The sequence below is a fragment of the Agrobacterium sp. LY4 genome (assembly GCF_001526585.1).
Taxonomy (GTDB): domain Bacteria; phylum Pseudomonadota; class Alphaproteobacteria; order Rhizobiales; family Rhizobiaceae; genus Agrobacterium; species Agrobacterium leguminum.
Genome location: NZ_ASYA01000012.1, coordinates 377,258 through 391,320, shown reverse-complemented (window position 1 = coordinate 391,320; position 14,063 = coordinate 377,258). Strand labels below are relative to the sequence as shown.

Sequence of the window (14,063 nt, the reverse complement as noted above, 5' to 3'; positions counted from 1 at the left end):
TAGGTTCCGACAAATGAAAAAGGCCCGGGGAGCGATCCCCGGGCCTTTGAATTTTCCGTTTCTTCTTCCGATCAGGGGGTGTTGTTGCCCTGACCCAGAATGCTCTTGGCGATATTGGCGCCGGAGGTGCCGCCGGAAAGCAGCTGCTGCAGGAAGGTGAGGTCCTTGCCGCCCGTCGGTGTGGTGCGCGAAATCGTGTCGAAGACCTTGCCGTCCTGCAGCGTATAGTTGGCCTTGCGCTCGATCACGCCGTCCTTGTTGAAGTAGATCGCGAGAATGTTCTGCTCGACCAGCGCCGGCTTCATGAAGGCCGCGCGGCGCACACGCTTCTGCGAGATGTAATAGAAAACCTCGTTGCCGAAGGTCGCGGTGGTGGAGGGCGTGCCCATGGTCAGCAGAACCTGCTCGCGGCTCGAACCTTCCGGGATCAGCTGGAGCGACTGCTCGTCCATGACGTAGCCGTTATGGAACACATCGGTCGTGCTGCTGCAGGCGGAAAGCAGGCCGGATGCGAGCACGATTGCGATGGCGGTCTTGCTCAGAACATTGCCGTGACTTGCGGATTTCTGCTTGCTCAACTGCTTTTCCCCGACTGCGATCATGAATGGCACCTTCCGGCATTGCGTGGTGCACAGTGTCTGTGCACATGATTGTGTCAATCCGGGGACGGAAAATCCCGGTCACTCCCCAAATTCAATGCTTTCCCGGTCTTTTGGAACTCCTCCGGTTCTCTTCGACTGTTTCAGGCGAAAGACGAACGTGACCGCGACAGCATTGCAATTCGTGGATGCTTCGGTAAACCAGCTTTGACGATCATGCAACAAGTGCGATGGGCGGTAAGCGAATTCACCCGTCCCGTTCGGAAAAAAAACGATGATATTCGGGCTGTTCAAGAAGAAAAACAACAATCGCGCCATTGTCGACCGGCAATATGCGACTTTGACCGCCGCTGCCCGGACGCCCGCTTTCTATCTCGATCTCGGTGTTCCCGATACGGTCATGGGCCGCTTCGAGATGCTGTCGGTCATCATGATTCTCTATTTCCGCCGCACCAAATCCTCCGATGTCAGCGGGCAGGAAATTGCCCAGGAGATCGTCGACGCCTTTTTTCAGGACCTCGATCATTCCATCCGCGAACTGGGAATCGGCGATCAGGGCGTGCCGAAGCGCATGAAGAAATTCGCCGGCATGTTCTATGGGCGGCTCGAATCCTATGCGGCGGCGCTGGATGCTTCCGACCGCGTTGCCCTTGCCGCGGCGCTCCGGCGCAATATATATCCGCAGGTAGATGAGAAGGCGCCCGAGATGGAGGGGCTGGCAGGCTGGATGATGGACGCATCCACGCAACTTGCCGCCCAGTCCGAAGACACAATAGCAACCGGAAGCCTGACGCTGCCCTTGCCTGGACGATGAGGTTCACGATGAACGCGCGACACCCTGCAAATGACGACCTGCCTTTTTCCTATCCCGTAAAGGTAGGCCATATTTCCGCCAATCCGGTCAGGATTGGTCTCGAAGCCAGTGCCGAGGAACTGAAGGCGCTGGCGAAATTCTGGAATGTGGTTTCCGTCGAATATCTGAAGGCGGAGCTGCAGGTTTCCCGCTGGAAGAAGGATGGCGTTAAGATCAAGGGCGAAGTGCATGCGGCGGTAACGCAATCCTGCGTCGTCACGCTGGAGCCGATCTCGAGCAAGATCGACGAGCCAGTCGAGCAGATTTTCGTTCCGGAAGGTTCGAAACTGGCGCGGATGGTGACCAATGAGGAAGGCGAGATCGTGCTCGACCCCGACGGCCCGGATATTCCCGACCAGTTCACCGGCGACAGCATCGATGTCGGTGCTGTGGTTGCCGAATTTGCGGCGCTCGCGATCGATCCCTATCCGCGCAAACCGGATGCGGAATTTCCCGAAACGGCCGACAGGCAGCCTGGGGAAGAGAAGCGTCCATCGCCTTTTGCCGTGCTGAAAGATTGGAAAAAAGACTGAATGGCCCAGCCGGGCTGAAATAATTTTATTGTAACGAAGGCCGGAAAAGGTATTTTCGCGCAAAACCGCTGATTGGCGGGAAGAAGGATAAGGGACGAGTGATCAGAATTGCAATTGACGTCATGGGTGGCGATTTCGGCCCAGATGTTGCCATACCCGGTGCCGCCAAGGCGCTTGAACGGCACAACGATGTAACTTTTCTGCTCTACGGGCAGAAGAGCAAATGCGACCCCATTCTGGCACAATATCCCGCACTTCGGGAAAAGTCGGTCTTTCACGATTGTGAAGTCTCGGTCAGCATGGATGAGAAGCCGAGCCAGGCGCTGCGCCGTGGCCGCTACGTCTCCAGCATGTGGCGTGCCATCGAAGCCGTGAAGCTCGGCGAGGCGGATGTCGCCGTTTCCGCCGGCAATACCGGCGCGTTGATGGCCATGGCGAAATTCTGTTTGCGCACCATGGCGCGGGTGGAACGCCCGGCAATCGCCGGCATCTGGCCGACGCTGAAGGGCGAAAGCATCGTGCTCGACATCGGCGCGACCATCGGCGCCGATTCCCAGCAGCTTCTGGATTTCGCCCTGATGGGCGGCGCCATGGCGCGTGCGCTTTTCGATATCGACCGTCCGACCGTCGGCCTGCTCAATGTCGGCGTCGAGGAGGTCAAGGGTCAGGAAGAGGTGCGTGAGGCCGGGCGTCTCATTCGCGAGGCCGATCTCGCCACCATCGATTATCGCGGTTTCGTCGAAGGCGACGATATCGGCAAGGGCACGGTGGATGTGGTGGTGACCGAAGGTTTCACCGGCAACATTGCGCTCAAGGCCGCCGAAGGCACCGCCCGCCAGATCACCACGCTGCTGCGTGAGGCGATCTCCCGCAGCTTCTTCGCCAAGATCGGTTATATCCTGGCGAAAAGCGCCTTCGATGTGCTTCGTGAAAAGATGGACCCGCGCAAGGTCAATGGCGGTGTGTTTCTCGGCCTGAACGGCATTGTCATCAAGAGCCATGGCGGCACGGATGCCATCGGTTTTGCCTCCGCCGTCGATGTCGGCTACGACATGGTCCACAACGGTCTGACGGCCAAGATTGAAAATGATCTGAAGATTTACCACGCAAGACGGCTTCCGCCCCCGGCGCCCGAAGCTCTCGTGGCTGACGAGGAATAAGGGAATGATCCGCTCTATAGTCCGTGGTTTCGGGGCAGCGCTTCCGAAGCGTGTCATGACCAACAGCGAAATCGAAGGGGTCGTCGAGACTTCCGACGAATGGATCGTGCAGCGCACGGGCATCAAGCAGCGCTATATCGCCGGCGAAGGTGAAACCACCGCGTCTCTCGGCGAAGCGGCGGCGCGCGCCGCGCTCGATAATGCCGGCCTGACGCCCGACGATATCGACCTCATCATTCTGGCCACCTCGACCCCGGATAACACCTTTCCGGCAACGGCGGTGAACATCCAGAACCGTCTTGGCATGACCCATGGTTTCGCCTTCGACATGCAGGCCGTCTGCTCCGGTTTCGTTTATGCCGTATCGACCGCCGATCTTTATATTCGCGGCGGCATGGCCAAGCGCGTTCTGGTGATCGGTTCCGAGACCTTCTCGCGCATCCTCGACTGGAAGGACCGCACCACCTGCGTTCTCTTCGGCGACGGCGCCGGTGCGCTGGTTCTGGAGGCCGGTGAAGGCGAGGGCACCTCCGCCGATCGCGGCATTCTGACGGCGCAGCTTCGCTCCGACGGCTCGCACAAGGAAAAGCTCTATGTCGATGGCGGACCTTCCACCACAGGCACCGTCGGTCATCTGCGCATGGAAGGCCGGGAAGTGTTCAAGCACGCCGTCGGCATGATCACCGATGTCATCGAACAGGCCTTCGAGGCGACGGGCACGACGTCCGACGATCTCGACTGGCTGGTTCCGCATCAGGCCAACAAGCGCATCATCGACGGTTCGGCAAAGAAGCTCAACATCGACCCGGAAAAGGTCGTGATCACCGTCGATCAGCACGGCAATACCTCGGCAGCCTCCATTCCGCTGGCGCTCGCCGTTGCCGCCGGTGACGGACGCATCAAGAAGGGCGATCTGGTCATGCTGGAGGCCATGGGCGGCGGCTTCACCTGGGGCGCTGTGCTGCTGCGCTGGTAAAGGCCTGATTTCCGCGTTTGCCGGGGCGATGGCGCGAAATCGGTTGTGATTTTCGCGCTCACGCCCCGATCGGAAGCGCCGGAGCGGCCCGAGCCTGTGTCAAAACCGTATCACTCGCTCTAAGCCCTTGCACTGATTGCCGAAAGCCTCAAATGAATCTGGAACAATCCCTTGACCGGTCGCCACAAGGGAAATAATCTCGGCGGCTCCTAGAGAAGAGTTCAGACACGGTTTGCGGGGAAAAATGGCCGGGAAGACAGTGACACGCGCAGATCTTGCAGAATCTGTGTTTCGTAAAGTCGGGCTGTCCCGCACCGAATCCGCCGAACTGGTCGAAACGATCATCGACGAAATATGCAACGCGATCACCCGCGGCGAAGTCGTCAAGCTTTCGTCCTTCGCGACATTCCAGATACGGGAAAAGAACGAGCGTATCGGCCGCAACCCGAAGACGGGTGAGGAAGTTCCGATTTCCCCACGTCGCGTCATGACCTTCAAGGCCTCGAACGTGCTGAAGCAGCGCATTCTGAAGGCCCATACGGCCCGCAAAGCCAAGCAGAAGGGCCAGAAGGCCGGGACGTAATCCCGCTCTCAAGGTCTAAGCGAGACGCCTTTTTTGCCGTATCGCAAGCCTTTTTCCCCATTCTTCTTGTGAACATACTTGAATTTCAACGTGCAAGCCGTTGAAATCCGGTCGACTCACATCATAATCAATTTTAGTGATTTGTATCTCGCCGCAACGGCGTCGGCGCGGGGTCGTAACCGACTTTGCGCGGTGTTTGACCGGCGGGTGAAAAGCGTTCTCGTTCAGTGTCCGGCCGGATGCATGGCGCTCCGGTTCGGATGGGAGTGGAAATTTGGATAAAAGCCCCGACGCGTTTCGGACGATCAGTGAAGTGGCGGATGAGCTGAACCTGCCGCAGCATGTGCTGCGTTTCTGGGAAACACGCTTTCCGCAGATCAAGCCGATGAAACGGGGCGGGGGCCGCCGTTATTACCGCCCTGACGATATCGATCTCCTGAAGGGCATTCGTCATCTTCTTTATGACCATGGCTACACCATCAAGGGCGTGCAGAAGCTGCTGAAAGCCAATGGCAACCGCTTCGTGGCGGCAATCGCCTCCGGTGATCTTGCGACCATGGAAGCCATCATGGCGGCGAGCGGTGAAAAGGAAGTCGCCGAACCGCGTGTCGTCGATACCGATGGGGACGAGGTCGTCGGTCGCCCGAAGGCCAAGCCAAGCGGCCGTTTTTTCGGCTTCGGCGGTGGCGGCGGCGATGCGGAAATATCGGTCGGCAAGTCGAGCATCGGCAAGGACGATCAGGCGCTTTTGCAGGAAGCCCTGTTCGATCTCCTCGAATGCAAGCGCCTTCTCGATCAGGTTCGCTGAGGGTTTATCCACAGCTCATTTGCGTGCGTTCCATTCGGAAAATCGGGAAAACAAGGGGTTAGGGCGTTTTCCCGCTTCTCTGAAAAACGAAAACGCCCGGCAATGCCAACCTTTCGGAAACTCCTTTGGCCGATAATGCGGCTCCGTAAAAAGGAGTCCGATCGTGAGCAATCGAAAATCGACAGCACGACGCCGCACGGCGAAGAAATCGGGTGGCGGCAGCGTTTGGCCATGGGTGCTGATGCTGGGCGTCGTTGCCGGCGGCATTCAGGCTTACGAACATCGCGACAGTCTTTTGCCGCAGCGGCATGTTGCAAAGGCGACATCTCCGGCCACGAGTTCTTCGAAAGTCGCGACAGCGGCCAAGCGCGATTCCGTCACGCCGGAAAAAGTGGCGTCCATTCGCCCCGCATCGCCGGCTCTGCCCGGCAATGGCCCGGTGCCGCCGCGCCCGATCGCCATGCCGTCCGCTTCGCAACCGAGCCAGGTCGCTGCTATCCTGCCGGAAACGCGCCCTTCGGTCGAAAAAATCTCGCTCGCTGAAAAAAGCGGTACTTTTGCCTTTTGCGGTCGTTCCGGCCTCAACAATTGCGTGGCCGATGGCAACACTTTCTGGATGAAGGGCGTGAAAATGCAGCTTGCCGGCATAGAAGTGCCGCAGATCGACCGGGCGCGCTGCATGGAAGAGCGCCAGCGCGGTTTCGTAGCGAAGGTAAGGCTTCGCGACATGCTGAATGCCGGCGCCTTCGATGTGGCGTCCTCCGGTGCTGCGGGCGGCCAAGCCACGGACCGCAAACGGCTTTCGCGTTCGGGCGTATCATTCGCCGATCAACTCGTGCGGGAAGGGCTCGCGCATCCGGCATCGGCAAAAAATCAGTCCTGGTGTGGCTAAAGCGTTCTCGCTTTTCTTCGAATCGCGAAAACGCTCCAGCTCTTTGTTCGCCGCATTTCCGGACGGAAAACCGGGCCCACTTTTCCCGGAAATGCTCCGAGGCCCCGTTGACCGAAACGGTTCGGCCTGTGTAGATGAGGCTCAGTCGTGTTTGGGACCGGCCCCAGTGCCGGGCGCCAGAAGCATGACGATTTTTTGCAGCGCCCCGGCCAGAACGGTACGCGGCGCGGCAATGCGGACGTGGCGAAATCGGTAGACGCAGCAGACTTAAAATCTGCCGACCATTGGTCTTGCGGGTTCAAGTCCCGCCGTCCGCACCACTTTTTTCCCCTGACTTGTCGTCTGTGTCCACCTCCTGAGCCGGCGTAAAACACCCGTTCACGTGCACGGCATCGTCACTTGAAAATCATCAAAAAGAACCTATTGACCTTGCCACGATGGGAAGCCCTATCTTTTTTTTAACACAAGAAAAGAGGGGTCATACGCATGTCACAAATGGAGATCCGGGCGAGCCATCAGATTGCGATCGATGGCATGACATGCGCCTCCTGTGTCGGACGCGTGGAAAAGGCCATTGCCAAGGTGCCGGGCGTTCTGAAAGCATCGGTCAATCTGGCAACGGAACGTGCCGACATTTCCTTTTCCGGGCCGCCGGATGTGCCGGCCGTTATCGAGGCGGTGCGGCAGGCCGGTTATAGCGTCGAAGAGAAAACCATCGAACTCGATATTGAGGGCATGACCTGCGCCTCCTGTGTCGGACGTGTCGAAAAGGCGTTGAAGGCCGTATCCGGTGTTTCCGGTGCAAGCGTCAATCTGGCGACGGAACGCGCCACCGTCCGCGTCGCCGGCAACGCCGCCTCTGCGGCCAATCTGGCGGATGCCATCCAGCGGGCGGGCTATAGGGCGAACGAGGTTGTCGCCGACAAAGCCACGGATGGAGAGCAGGACAAGCGCGAGGCGGAACTGCGCAGCCTCAAAATCAACCTCGCCGTCGCCGTTGTTCTGACGCTACCGGTTTTCGTGCTGGAAATGGGGTCGCATCTGGTGCCCGCCATCCATGATTTCGTGATGGAAACGGTCGGCATGCAGGAAAGCTGGTATCTGCAATTTGCGCTGACGACGCTGGTTCTGTTCGGGCCCGGCCTGCGTTTCTTCAAAAAGGGCATACCCGCACTTCTGCGGTTGGCGCCGGACATGAATTCGCTCGTCGTGCTGGGCACTGCCGCCGCCTGGGGATTTTCGGTTGTCGCAACCTTCATGCCCAAAATCCTGCCGAGCGGCACGGCCAATGTCTATTACGAGGCGGCGGCGGTCATCGTCACGCTCATCCTTCTCGGACGGTTCCTCGAAGCCCGCGCCAAAGGCCGCACCAGCGAGGCGATAAAGCGGCTCGTCGGCCTGCAGGCCAAGTCCGCCCGCGTGCTGCGCGATGGCGAAACCATCGATGTGCCGTTGCAGGACGTGCGCACCGGCGATGTGATCGTCGTTCGCCCCGGCGAAAAAGTACCGGTCGATGGGCTGGTCCTCAGCGGCTCTTCCTATGTCGATGAATCGATGATCACGGGCGAACCGGTGCCGGTCACCAAGGCGACGGGTTCCGAAGTCGTCGGCGGCACGGTCAACCGCAACGGTTCTTTCACCTTCCGCGCCACCAAGGTCGGCGCCGATACGCTGATCGCCCAGATCATCCGCATGGTCGAGGAGGCGCAGGCCGACAAGCTGCCCATTCAGGCGCTGGTGGACAAGGTGACCAACTGGTTCGTGCCGGCGGTGATGCTGGCAGCGCTCGCCACCTTCATCGTCTGGTTCATGTTCGGGCCCGATCCGGCCTTGACCTTTGCGCTCGTCAATGCGGTTGCGGTGCTCATTATCGCCTGTCCCTGCGCCATGGGCCTTGCCACGCCGACCTCGATCATGGTCGGCACCGGCCGCGCCGCCGAAATGGGCGTGCTGTTCCGCCGTGGCGATGCGCTCCAGACGCTCCGCGATGCCGATGTGATCGCCGTCGACAAGACCGGCACCCTGACGCTCGGCAAGCCGAAACTGGTGCATTTTACCACGACAGAGGGCTTCGATGCGGATGAGGTGTTGCGCCTCGTCGCCTCGCTGGAGAACCATTCCGAACATCCGATTGCCGAAGCGATCGTCGAGGCTGCGAAACATGGCGGCCTGACGCTTGCCGATGCGGAAGGCTTCGAGGCGACCCCCGGCTTTGGTGTTGCAGCCATGGTCGACGGCCGCAGGGTGGAAGCGGGCGCGGACCGGTTCATGGCGAAGCTCGGTTACGATGTCGCGATGTTCGCAGACGATGCCGAGCGGCTGGGCAGGGAAGGGCAGTCGCCGCTTTATGCCGCCGTCGACGGCAGGCTGGCCGCGATCGTCGCGGTTGCCGATCCGGTCAAGCAGACGACCCCGGAGGCGATTGCGGCGCTGCATGCGCTCGGCCTCAAGGTCACGATGATCACGGGTGACAATCGCCGCACCGCTGAAGCCATCGCCCGCCGCCTCGGCATTGACGAGGTTGTTGCGGAAGTGCTGCCCGACGGCAAAGTGGAGGCCGTCAAGAGGCTTGCCGCCGGCGGGCGACGTGTCGCCTTTGTCGGCGATGGCATCAACGATGCGCCGGCGCTGGCCGCCGCCGATGTCGGCCTTGCCATCGGCACGGGCACGGATGTCGCCATTGAAAGCGCCGATGTGGTGCTGATGTCCGGCGATTTGCGCGGCGTCGCCAACGCCATCGCGCTCTCCAAGGCCACGATCCGCAATATCGGCCAAAACCTGTTCTGGGCCTTCGCTTACAATGCCGCTCTCGTTCCCGTGGCGGCCGGAATATTGTATCCTGTCAATGGCGTTCTGCTGTCGCCTGTCCTTGCCGCCGGAGCCATGGCGCTTTCCAGCGTCTTCGTATTGACGAATGCGCTGCGCCTGAAAAGCTTCCGCGCGCCGCTGACGGACAGATCGTCCGGCATGCAGCTCGCAGCGGCCGAATAGGAGGCGGACATGATGACGCCTGGCAACACAATCTATCTGCCGCAGATCGGACGCAGCATCATGGCGGCGCAGGGTGAGACCGTGCTTCAGGCCGCATTGGCCGCAGGGGTTACTTATCCGCATGGCTGTCGCATGGGCCGCTGCGGCGCCTGCAAGTCGCATCTCATTTCCGGCGAAATCGACCTTCTCAAGCATACGCCCTTCTCCTTGACCGAAGAGGAGAAAACCGATGGCCTGACGCTCGCCTGCCGGGCCGTGCCGTTGAGCGACATGACGATCAGCTGGCTCGACGGGGCGGATGAGATCGCCGATATTCCGACCGGCCGCTTTGAGGGCGTGGTTGCGGAGGCGGTGGATGCCACGCATGATATCAAGCTCATCCGCATCCGGCTTGACGATCGCGGGCAGTTTACCTTCAAACCCGGACAATATGTGCGCCTGCTTTATCCTGACTGTTCGCCGCGCGATTATTCCATTGCCAGCAGGGTGGATGAGGAACTGATTGAATTCCACATCCGGCATGTTCCCGGCGGCATGACGAGCGGCCGCATCTTCTCGCTCGCAAGCGCGGGTGATCCCGTCACGATAGTCGGGCCTTTCGGCTCTTCGTTCCTGCGGGAAAAACATTGCGGGCCGATCCTCGGTATTGCCGGCGGTTCGGGGCTCGCTCCCGTCAAAGCGGTTGTCGAGGCGGCGCTCGCAACGGGCCGCGAACGACCGGTTCATGTCTATTTCGGCGCGCGCGCCGAGCGTGATCTCTATATGCTCGACCGCTTCGGCGATCTTGTCGCGCGGCATGGCAATCTGAGTTTCGTTCCGGTTCTCTCGCATGAGGAACATGCCGATATCCGGTGCGGTTATGTCGGTGCGGCCGTGGCGGATGATTTCGACGATCTCGATGGCTGGAAAGCCTATATTGCAGGCCCGCCGGCCATGATCGAGGCGACGGTGCCGCAGCTTCTGGCGCGCGGCATGCGCACCGCCGACATTCATGCAGACGTGTTTTTCACCCCGGAAAGATAGGAGCAGGATCGATGAATATTGGCACAGCCGCCACCGCATCCGGTGTTTCTGCGAAGATGATCAGGCATTACGAGACAATCGGCCTGATCAAATCGGCAAACCGTACGGAGTCCGGATACAGGGTCTATACGGCCAATGATCTGGAAACGCTGCGTTTCATCCGGCGCGGACGAGATCTCGGTTTTTCCATCGAAAAGATCAGGCAGCTCATGACGCTCTGGCGCGATCCGGGCGGCGCCTCCTGCGATGTCAAACGCATCGTCATGGAACATGTCGTCGATCTGGAAGCAAAGATGCATACGCTTCGCGAGATGGCCGACACGCTGCGAAATCTTGCAACCTATTGCCCTGACAACGGTGAGCCGGATTGCCCGATCATCCATGATCTCGCCCATGCCGAGGATATCGATTTTACGACCGTGGCCATCGTGCCCAAGCGCACCGGAATGCTGAAGGGCACCTCCGGTCCGGTGATGGATCTACAGCGCCCGGTGAAATAAGCGGCCGTTTTCCGTTTGGGAAACGGGCGTGGATTGCAGTGCAGACGCCAATTGTGGTGAAGGAGACCAAGCCATGTGGATACAGATAATACAGCGCTTCCTTATTCTGTGCCTGATGCTGGCGATCGTGTCCGTCATCGCGTTTCTTTTGCCCTATATGGCGGGCGGCGATCCGGCCCGCACCATTCTCATGTCGCGCATGCGCGATACGGCGCTCGATCCGCATGCGGTCGAGGCGCTCAGGGTCAGCCTCGGGCTGGACCGCCCGCTCTATGTGCAATATTTCGCATGGTTGTCGGGCGCGCTGCGGGGCGACCTCGGATTTTCCTTCACCAGCAGCCAGCCGGTCGCCGCCGAGCTTTTGCGATCGCTCTGGGTGTCGGTGACGCTGGCGCTGACGGCGCTGGCGGTCGCGGTGGCCGTCGCCCTGCCGCTCGGCACCCTGGCGGCGATGCGTCCCGGCGGTCGGCTGGACAATTTTGCGACGCTGATGATCCAGACCTTCGTTGCAACGCCCGAATACTGGTTTGCGCCCATGTCGGCGCTGGTCTTCGCGCTCTATCTCGGCTGGTTACCCTCGGCCGGATGGGATAGCTGGCGTTCGCTGGTGCTTCCCGCCCTGACCCTGACGTTGCGGCCGCTTGCCTATTTCACCCAGGTGACGCGCGCGGCAATGGCCGAGGTGCTGCGCGCGCCCTATATCACGGCGGCCCGCAGCCGCGGTCTCGGCATGCATGGCACGGTCATGCGCCACGGTATCCGCAACGGCTCGCTGCCGGTGGTCACCTTCTTCGCCCTGTGGCTTGCCGGCCTGCTTGGCGGATCGGTGGTCGTGGAGGTGATCTTCGCCATTCCCGGCATGGGCCGGCTTCTCTACGACGCCGTGGTCAATCGCGATATTCCGATGCTGCAGGGCGGTTTCATTTGCATCGTGGCGCTCTCCATCCTGATCAATACCCTGGCCGACAGCTTTTATGTCCTGATCAATCCAGCAATGCGAGCTCACCATGACCATTAGCCACTTCCCGAGCGCGTCTGCCGCCGCCATGCCGATGACCACGCCCAAGCGCCCTTCGAACCTCGCCCGGTTCACGGATTTCATCCGACGTCGGCACTGGACCTTCTATGCGGGATCGGCGATTTTTCTCGTCATCATCCTGCTGCTGGTGATCGCACCGTGGATTTCGCCCTATGATCCGGCAAAGCAGAGCCTTCGGCTCAGGCTGAATGCGCCGAGCGCCGCCTATTGGCTTGGGACGGACCATCTCGGGCGCGATGTCTTGAGCCGGCTGTTGATCGGCGGCCGCTTCACGGTCACGATTGCCGCCATCACCGTCATTCTGTCGGTCGTGATCGGAACCTTCATCGGCATCATCAGCGGCCGCAGCCGTGGCATCCTCGACGAAGTGCTGATGCGCATCGTGGACCTGCTCATCGCCATACCGGACGTGGTGATCGCGATTTTCCTCGTCGCCATTTTCGGTCCGGGATATGGCACGCTGATCGCGTCGCTGACCATCGTTGGCTGGACACCTTTTGCGCGGCTGGCGCGGGGGCTGACGCTCTCGATCAATTCCCGCGAATATATCCGCGCGGCAGAGGTGCTCGGCTGCACACGGCGCTTCATCATCTTCCGGCATATCATTCCCAACACGATCTGGCCCATTGCGGCCGTGGCGTTCCTGCGCTTTGGCCACAAGCTGATCACGGTGGGCGGATTGTCGTTTCTGGGCCTTGGCGTACAGCCGCCGGCCGCCGACTGGGCGCTGATGCTGGCCGATGCGCAGGCTTACGCGGAGCGGATGCCCGTTCTCGTCATCGCACCGGGTCTGGCGATTTTCCTGGCGGCGCTCAGCGTGACGTGGATCGGCCATGGCCTTAACCTGGAAACGAAAAAAACCAACGGTCATTGACGCCTGCCAACGGGCAATGGTCGATTTGACGATTGTCAAACATAGATGACGCAACGGAACCGGAAGGAGAGTAATATCGTCTGAAGCCGCATGAAGAATACGCAATGCCTCCGATTCAATAAAAATAAGGGGAACTCTTATGAATATCGAAGGACAAACGCTTGCCAATACGGCCATGTCCCCTGAATGCGCACCGCTTCTGGAGATAGAAGACCTGCACGTTTCCGTGCCGGCGCAAAATGGCCGCAAGTTTGTTATTTCGGGCCTGACGCTTTCCGTCAACGCCGGAGAAGTCGTCGCTCTCGTCGGCGAATCCGGGTCGGGCAAGAGCATGACGGCGCTGTCGCTAATGCGGCTTTTGCCGCAGGGCGCGGAAATCAATTCCGGCCGTATTTCCTTTGCCGGGCGCGATATTCTCGCTCTTTCATCTTCCGAACTCGATGCGCTGCGCGGCGCAGATATCAGCATGCTGTTCCAGCAGCCGCAGGCCATGCTCGACCCGACCAGTCGGGTGAGGACGCAGGTGGCGGAGCCGCTCTGGATTCACCGTAAAATGAGCCGGCACGCCGCACTTAACCGGGTCGTCGGTCTGCTGTCGGACGTCGGCATTCCCGATCCTTCGGCGCGGGCGCAGTGCTTTGCGCATGAGCTTTCCGGCGGCATGGCACAACGTGTGATGATTGCGGCCGCACTCTCCGGCAATCCGCAGCTTTTGATCGCCGACGAACCGACGACGGCGCTTGATGTCACCGTCCAGGCACAAATCCTGCGCCTGCTCGACGACGAGCGCCGCAAGCGCCGGCTTGCCACGCTGCTCATCACGCACGATCTCTCGGTCGTTGCCGCCTTCGCGGACCGGATCGCGGTCATGTATGCCGGCCGCATCGTCGAGGAGGGGCCGACCCAGGCGATCCTCAAGGCGCCGCAGCACCCCTATACCAAGGCGCTCATCAGCTGTTCGCTTTTGACCACCGACAGCGAGGGGCAATTACTGACGATCCCCGGCTCCAGTGCACAGGCCCATGACATGTCCTGCGGCTGCCGGTTTCATCCGCGCTGCGCGCTTGCCAATTCGGCAGGCATGAGCGGCCGCTGCATGGCCTCGGAACCGGATCTGAATGCCTTGCCCGAAGGGCGCAAGGCGCGGTGCTGGGCGGTCGGTCACGACCATGCCAACCACGATCATACCGGTCACGATCATGCCGGTCACACGGTCTGCTGAGGGAGGGCGA

14 protein-coding genes and 1 tRNA gene are annotated in these 14,063 nt (G+C 60.4%); 14 read left to right on the top strand and 1 reads right to left on the bottom strand.

What is annotated here, in order from left to right:
- Positions 1–71: 71 nt before the first annotated feature.
- Positions 72–602, bottom strand: a complete 531-nt coding sequence (locus L904_RS12885) for an outer membrane protein assembly factor BamE (protein WP_003520808.1) — start codon at positions 600–602, stop codon at positions 72–74.
- Between the two features lie 271 nt (positions 603–873).
- Between L904_RS12885 and L904_RS12880 the strand changes: the two genes are divergently transcribed.
- The 14 genes from L904_RS12880 to L904_RS12815 all read left to right on the top strand — a co-directional run bounded on the left by L904_RS12880 (position 874) and on the right by L904_RS12815 (position 14,053).
- Positions 874–1,413, top strand: coding sequence for a ubiquinol-cytochrome C chaperone family protein (locus L904_RS12880; RefSeq protein ID WP_035261628.1), 540 nt, complete (start codon positions 874–876; stop codon positions 1,411–1,413).
- 8 nt (positions 1,414–1,421) lie between these two features.
- Entirely contained in the window at positions 1,422–1,985 is a 564-nt protein-coding gene (locus L904_RS12875) for a DUF177 domain-containing protein (RefSeq protein WP_035261636.1), read from the top strand.
- Between the two features lie 98 nt (positions 1,986–2,083).
- Positions 2,084–3,145, top strand: a complete 1,062-nt coding sequence (plsX, locus tag L904_RS12870) for a phosphate acyltransferase PlsX (RefSeq protein ID WP_035261625.1) — start codon at positions 2,084–2,086, stop codon at positions 3,143–3,145.
- A gap of 4 nt (positions 3,146–3,149) precedes the next feature.
- On the top strand, positions 3,150–4,121 hold the full coding sequence (locus L904_RS12865; RefSeq protein WP_059752548.1) for a beta-ketoacyl-ACP synthase III: 972 nt from the start codon (positions 3,150–3,152) through the stop codon (positions 4,119–4,121).
- 244 nt (positions 4,122–4,365) lie between these two features.
- The gene (locus L904_RS12860) at positions 4,366–4,704 is read left to right on the top strand and encodes an integration host factor subunit alpha (RefSeq protein ID WP_035260182.1); all 339 of its coding nucleotides are present in this window, start codon (positions 4,366–4,368) and stop codon (positions 4,702–4,704) included.
- A 274-nt stretch (positions 4,705–4,978) separates the two neighbouring features.
- Positions 4,979–5,512 carry a MerR family transcriptional regulator gene (locus L904_RS12855; RefSeq protein WP_003520813.1) on the top strand — a complete coding sequence of 178 codons (534 nt, stop codon included), beginning with the start codon at positions 4,979–4,981 and terminating at the stop codon, positions 5,510–5,512.
- Between the two features lie 163 nt (positions 5,513–5,675).
- Positions 5,676–6,404 carry a hypothetical protein gene (locus L904_RS12850; RefSeq protein WP_020810441.1) on the top strand — a complete coding sequence of 243 codons (729 nt, stop codon included), beginning with the start codon at positions 5,676–5,678 and terminating at the stop codon, positions 6,402–6,404.
- Between the two features lie 234 nt (positions 6,405–6,638).
- Positions 6,639–6,724: transfer RNA gene (locus L904_RS12845), tRNA-Leu, on the top strand.
- Positions 6,725–6,890: 166 nt separating this feature from the next.
- Entirely contained in the window at positions 6,891–9,395 is a 2,505-nt protein-coding gene (locus L904_RS12840) for a heavy metal translocating P-type ATPase (RefSeq protein ID WP_020810440.1), read from the top strand.
- Between the two features lie 12 nt (positions 9,396–9,407).
- Entirely contained in the window at positions 9,408–10,418 is a 1,011-nt protein-coding gene (locus L904_RS12835; protein WP_031233938.1) for a 2Fe-2S iron-sulfur cluster-binding protein, read from the top strand.
- Between the two features lie 11 nt (positions 10,419–10,429).
- Positions 10,430–10,918, top strand: coding sequence for a Cu(I)-responsive transcriptional regulator (gene cueR, locus L904_RS12830; protein WP_003520818.1), 489 nt, complete (start codon positions 10,430–10,432; stop codon positions 10,916–10,918).
- Positions 10,919–10,991: 73 nt separating this feature from the next.
- Complete coding sequence (locus tag L904_RS12825; protein ID WP_020810438.1) at positions 10,992–11,936, top strand: ABC transporter permease; 945 nt, start codon at positions 10,992–10,994, stop codon at positions 11,934–11,936.
- The gene (locus L904_RS12820; protein WP_020810437.1) at positions 11,926–12,831 is read left to right on the top strand and encodes an ABC transporter permease; all 906 of its coding nucleotides are present in this window, start codon (positions 11,926–11,928) and stop codon (positions 12,829–12,831) included. The genes L904_RS12825 and L904_RS12820 overlap by 11 nt, the downstream gene beginning before the upstream one ends.
- Positions 12,832–12,970: 139 nt before the next feature.
- On the top strand, positions 12,971–14,053 hold the full coding sequence (locus L904_RS12815) for an ABC transporter ATP-binding protein (RefSeq protein ID WP_020810436.1): 1,083 nt from the start codon (positions 12,971–12,973) through the stop codon (positions 14,051–14,053).
- Positions 14,054–14,063: the final 10 nt, after the last annotated feature.

Excerpts from the sequence above, each read along its gene's own strand:
- L904_RS12815 (WP_020810436.1), top strand. The coding sequence starts at position 12,971 with ATGAATATCGAAGGACAAACGCTTGCCAATACGGCCATGTCCCCTGAA.
- L904_RS12825 (WP_020810438.1), top strand. The coding sequence starts at position 10,992 with ATGTGGATACAGATAATACAGCGCTTCCTTATTCTGTGCCTGATGCTG.
- cueR (WP_003520818.1), top strand. The coding sequence starts at position 10,430 with ATGAATATTGGCACAGCCGCCACCGCATCCGGTGTTTCTGCGAAGATG.
- L904_RS12885 (WP_003520808.1), bottom strand. The coding sequence starts at position 602 with ATGATCGCAGTCGGGGAAAAGCAGTTGAGCAAGCAGAAATCCGCAAGT.
- L904_RS12860 (WP_035260182.1), top strand. The coding sequence starts at position 4,366 with ATGGCCGGGAAGACAGTGACACGCGCAGATCTTGCAGAATCTGTGTTT.
- L904_RS12880 (WP_035261628.1), top strand. The coding sequence starts at position 874 with ATGATATTCGGGCTGTTCAAGAAGAAAAACAACAATCGCGCCATTGTC.
- L904_RS12865 (WP_059752548.1), top strand. The coding sequence starts at position 3,150 with ATGATCCGCTCTATAGTCCGTGGTTTCGGGGCAGCGCTTCCGAAGCGT.
- L904_RS12835 (WP_031233938.1), top strand. The coding sequence starts at position 9,408 with ATGACGCCTGGCAACACAATCTATCTGCCGCAGATCGGACGCAGCATC.
- L904_RS12840 (WP_020810440.1), top strand. The coding sequence starts at position 6,891 with ATGTCACAAATGGAGATCCGGGCGAGCCATCAGATTGCGATCGATGGC.
- L904_RS12875 (WP_035261636.1), top strand. The coding sequence starts at position 1,422 with ATGAACGCGCGACACCCTGCAAATGACGACCTGCCTTTTTCCTATCCC.
- L904_RS12820 (WP_020810437.1), top strand. The coding sequence starts at position 11,926 with ATGACCATTAGCCACTTCCCGAGCGCGTCTGCCGCCGCCATGCCGATG.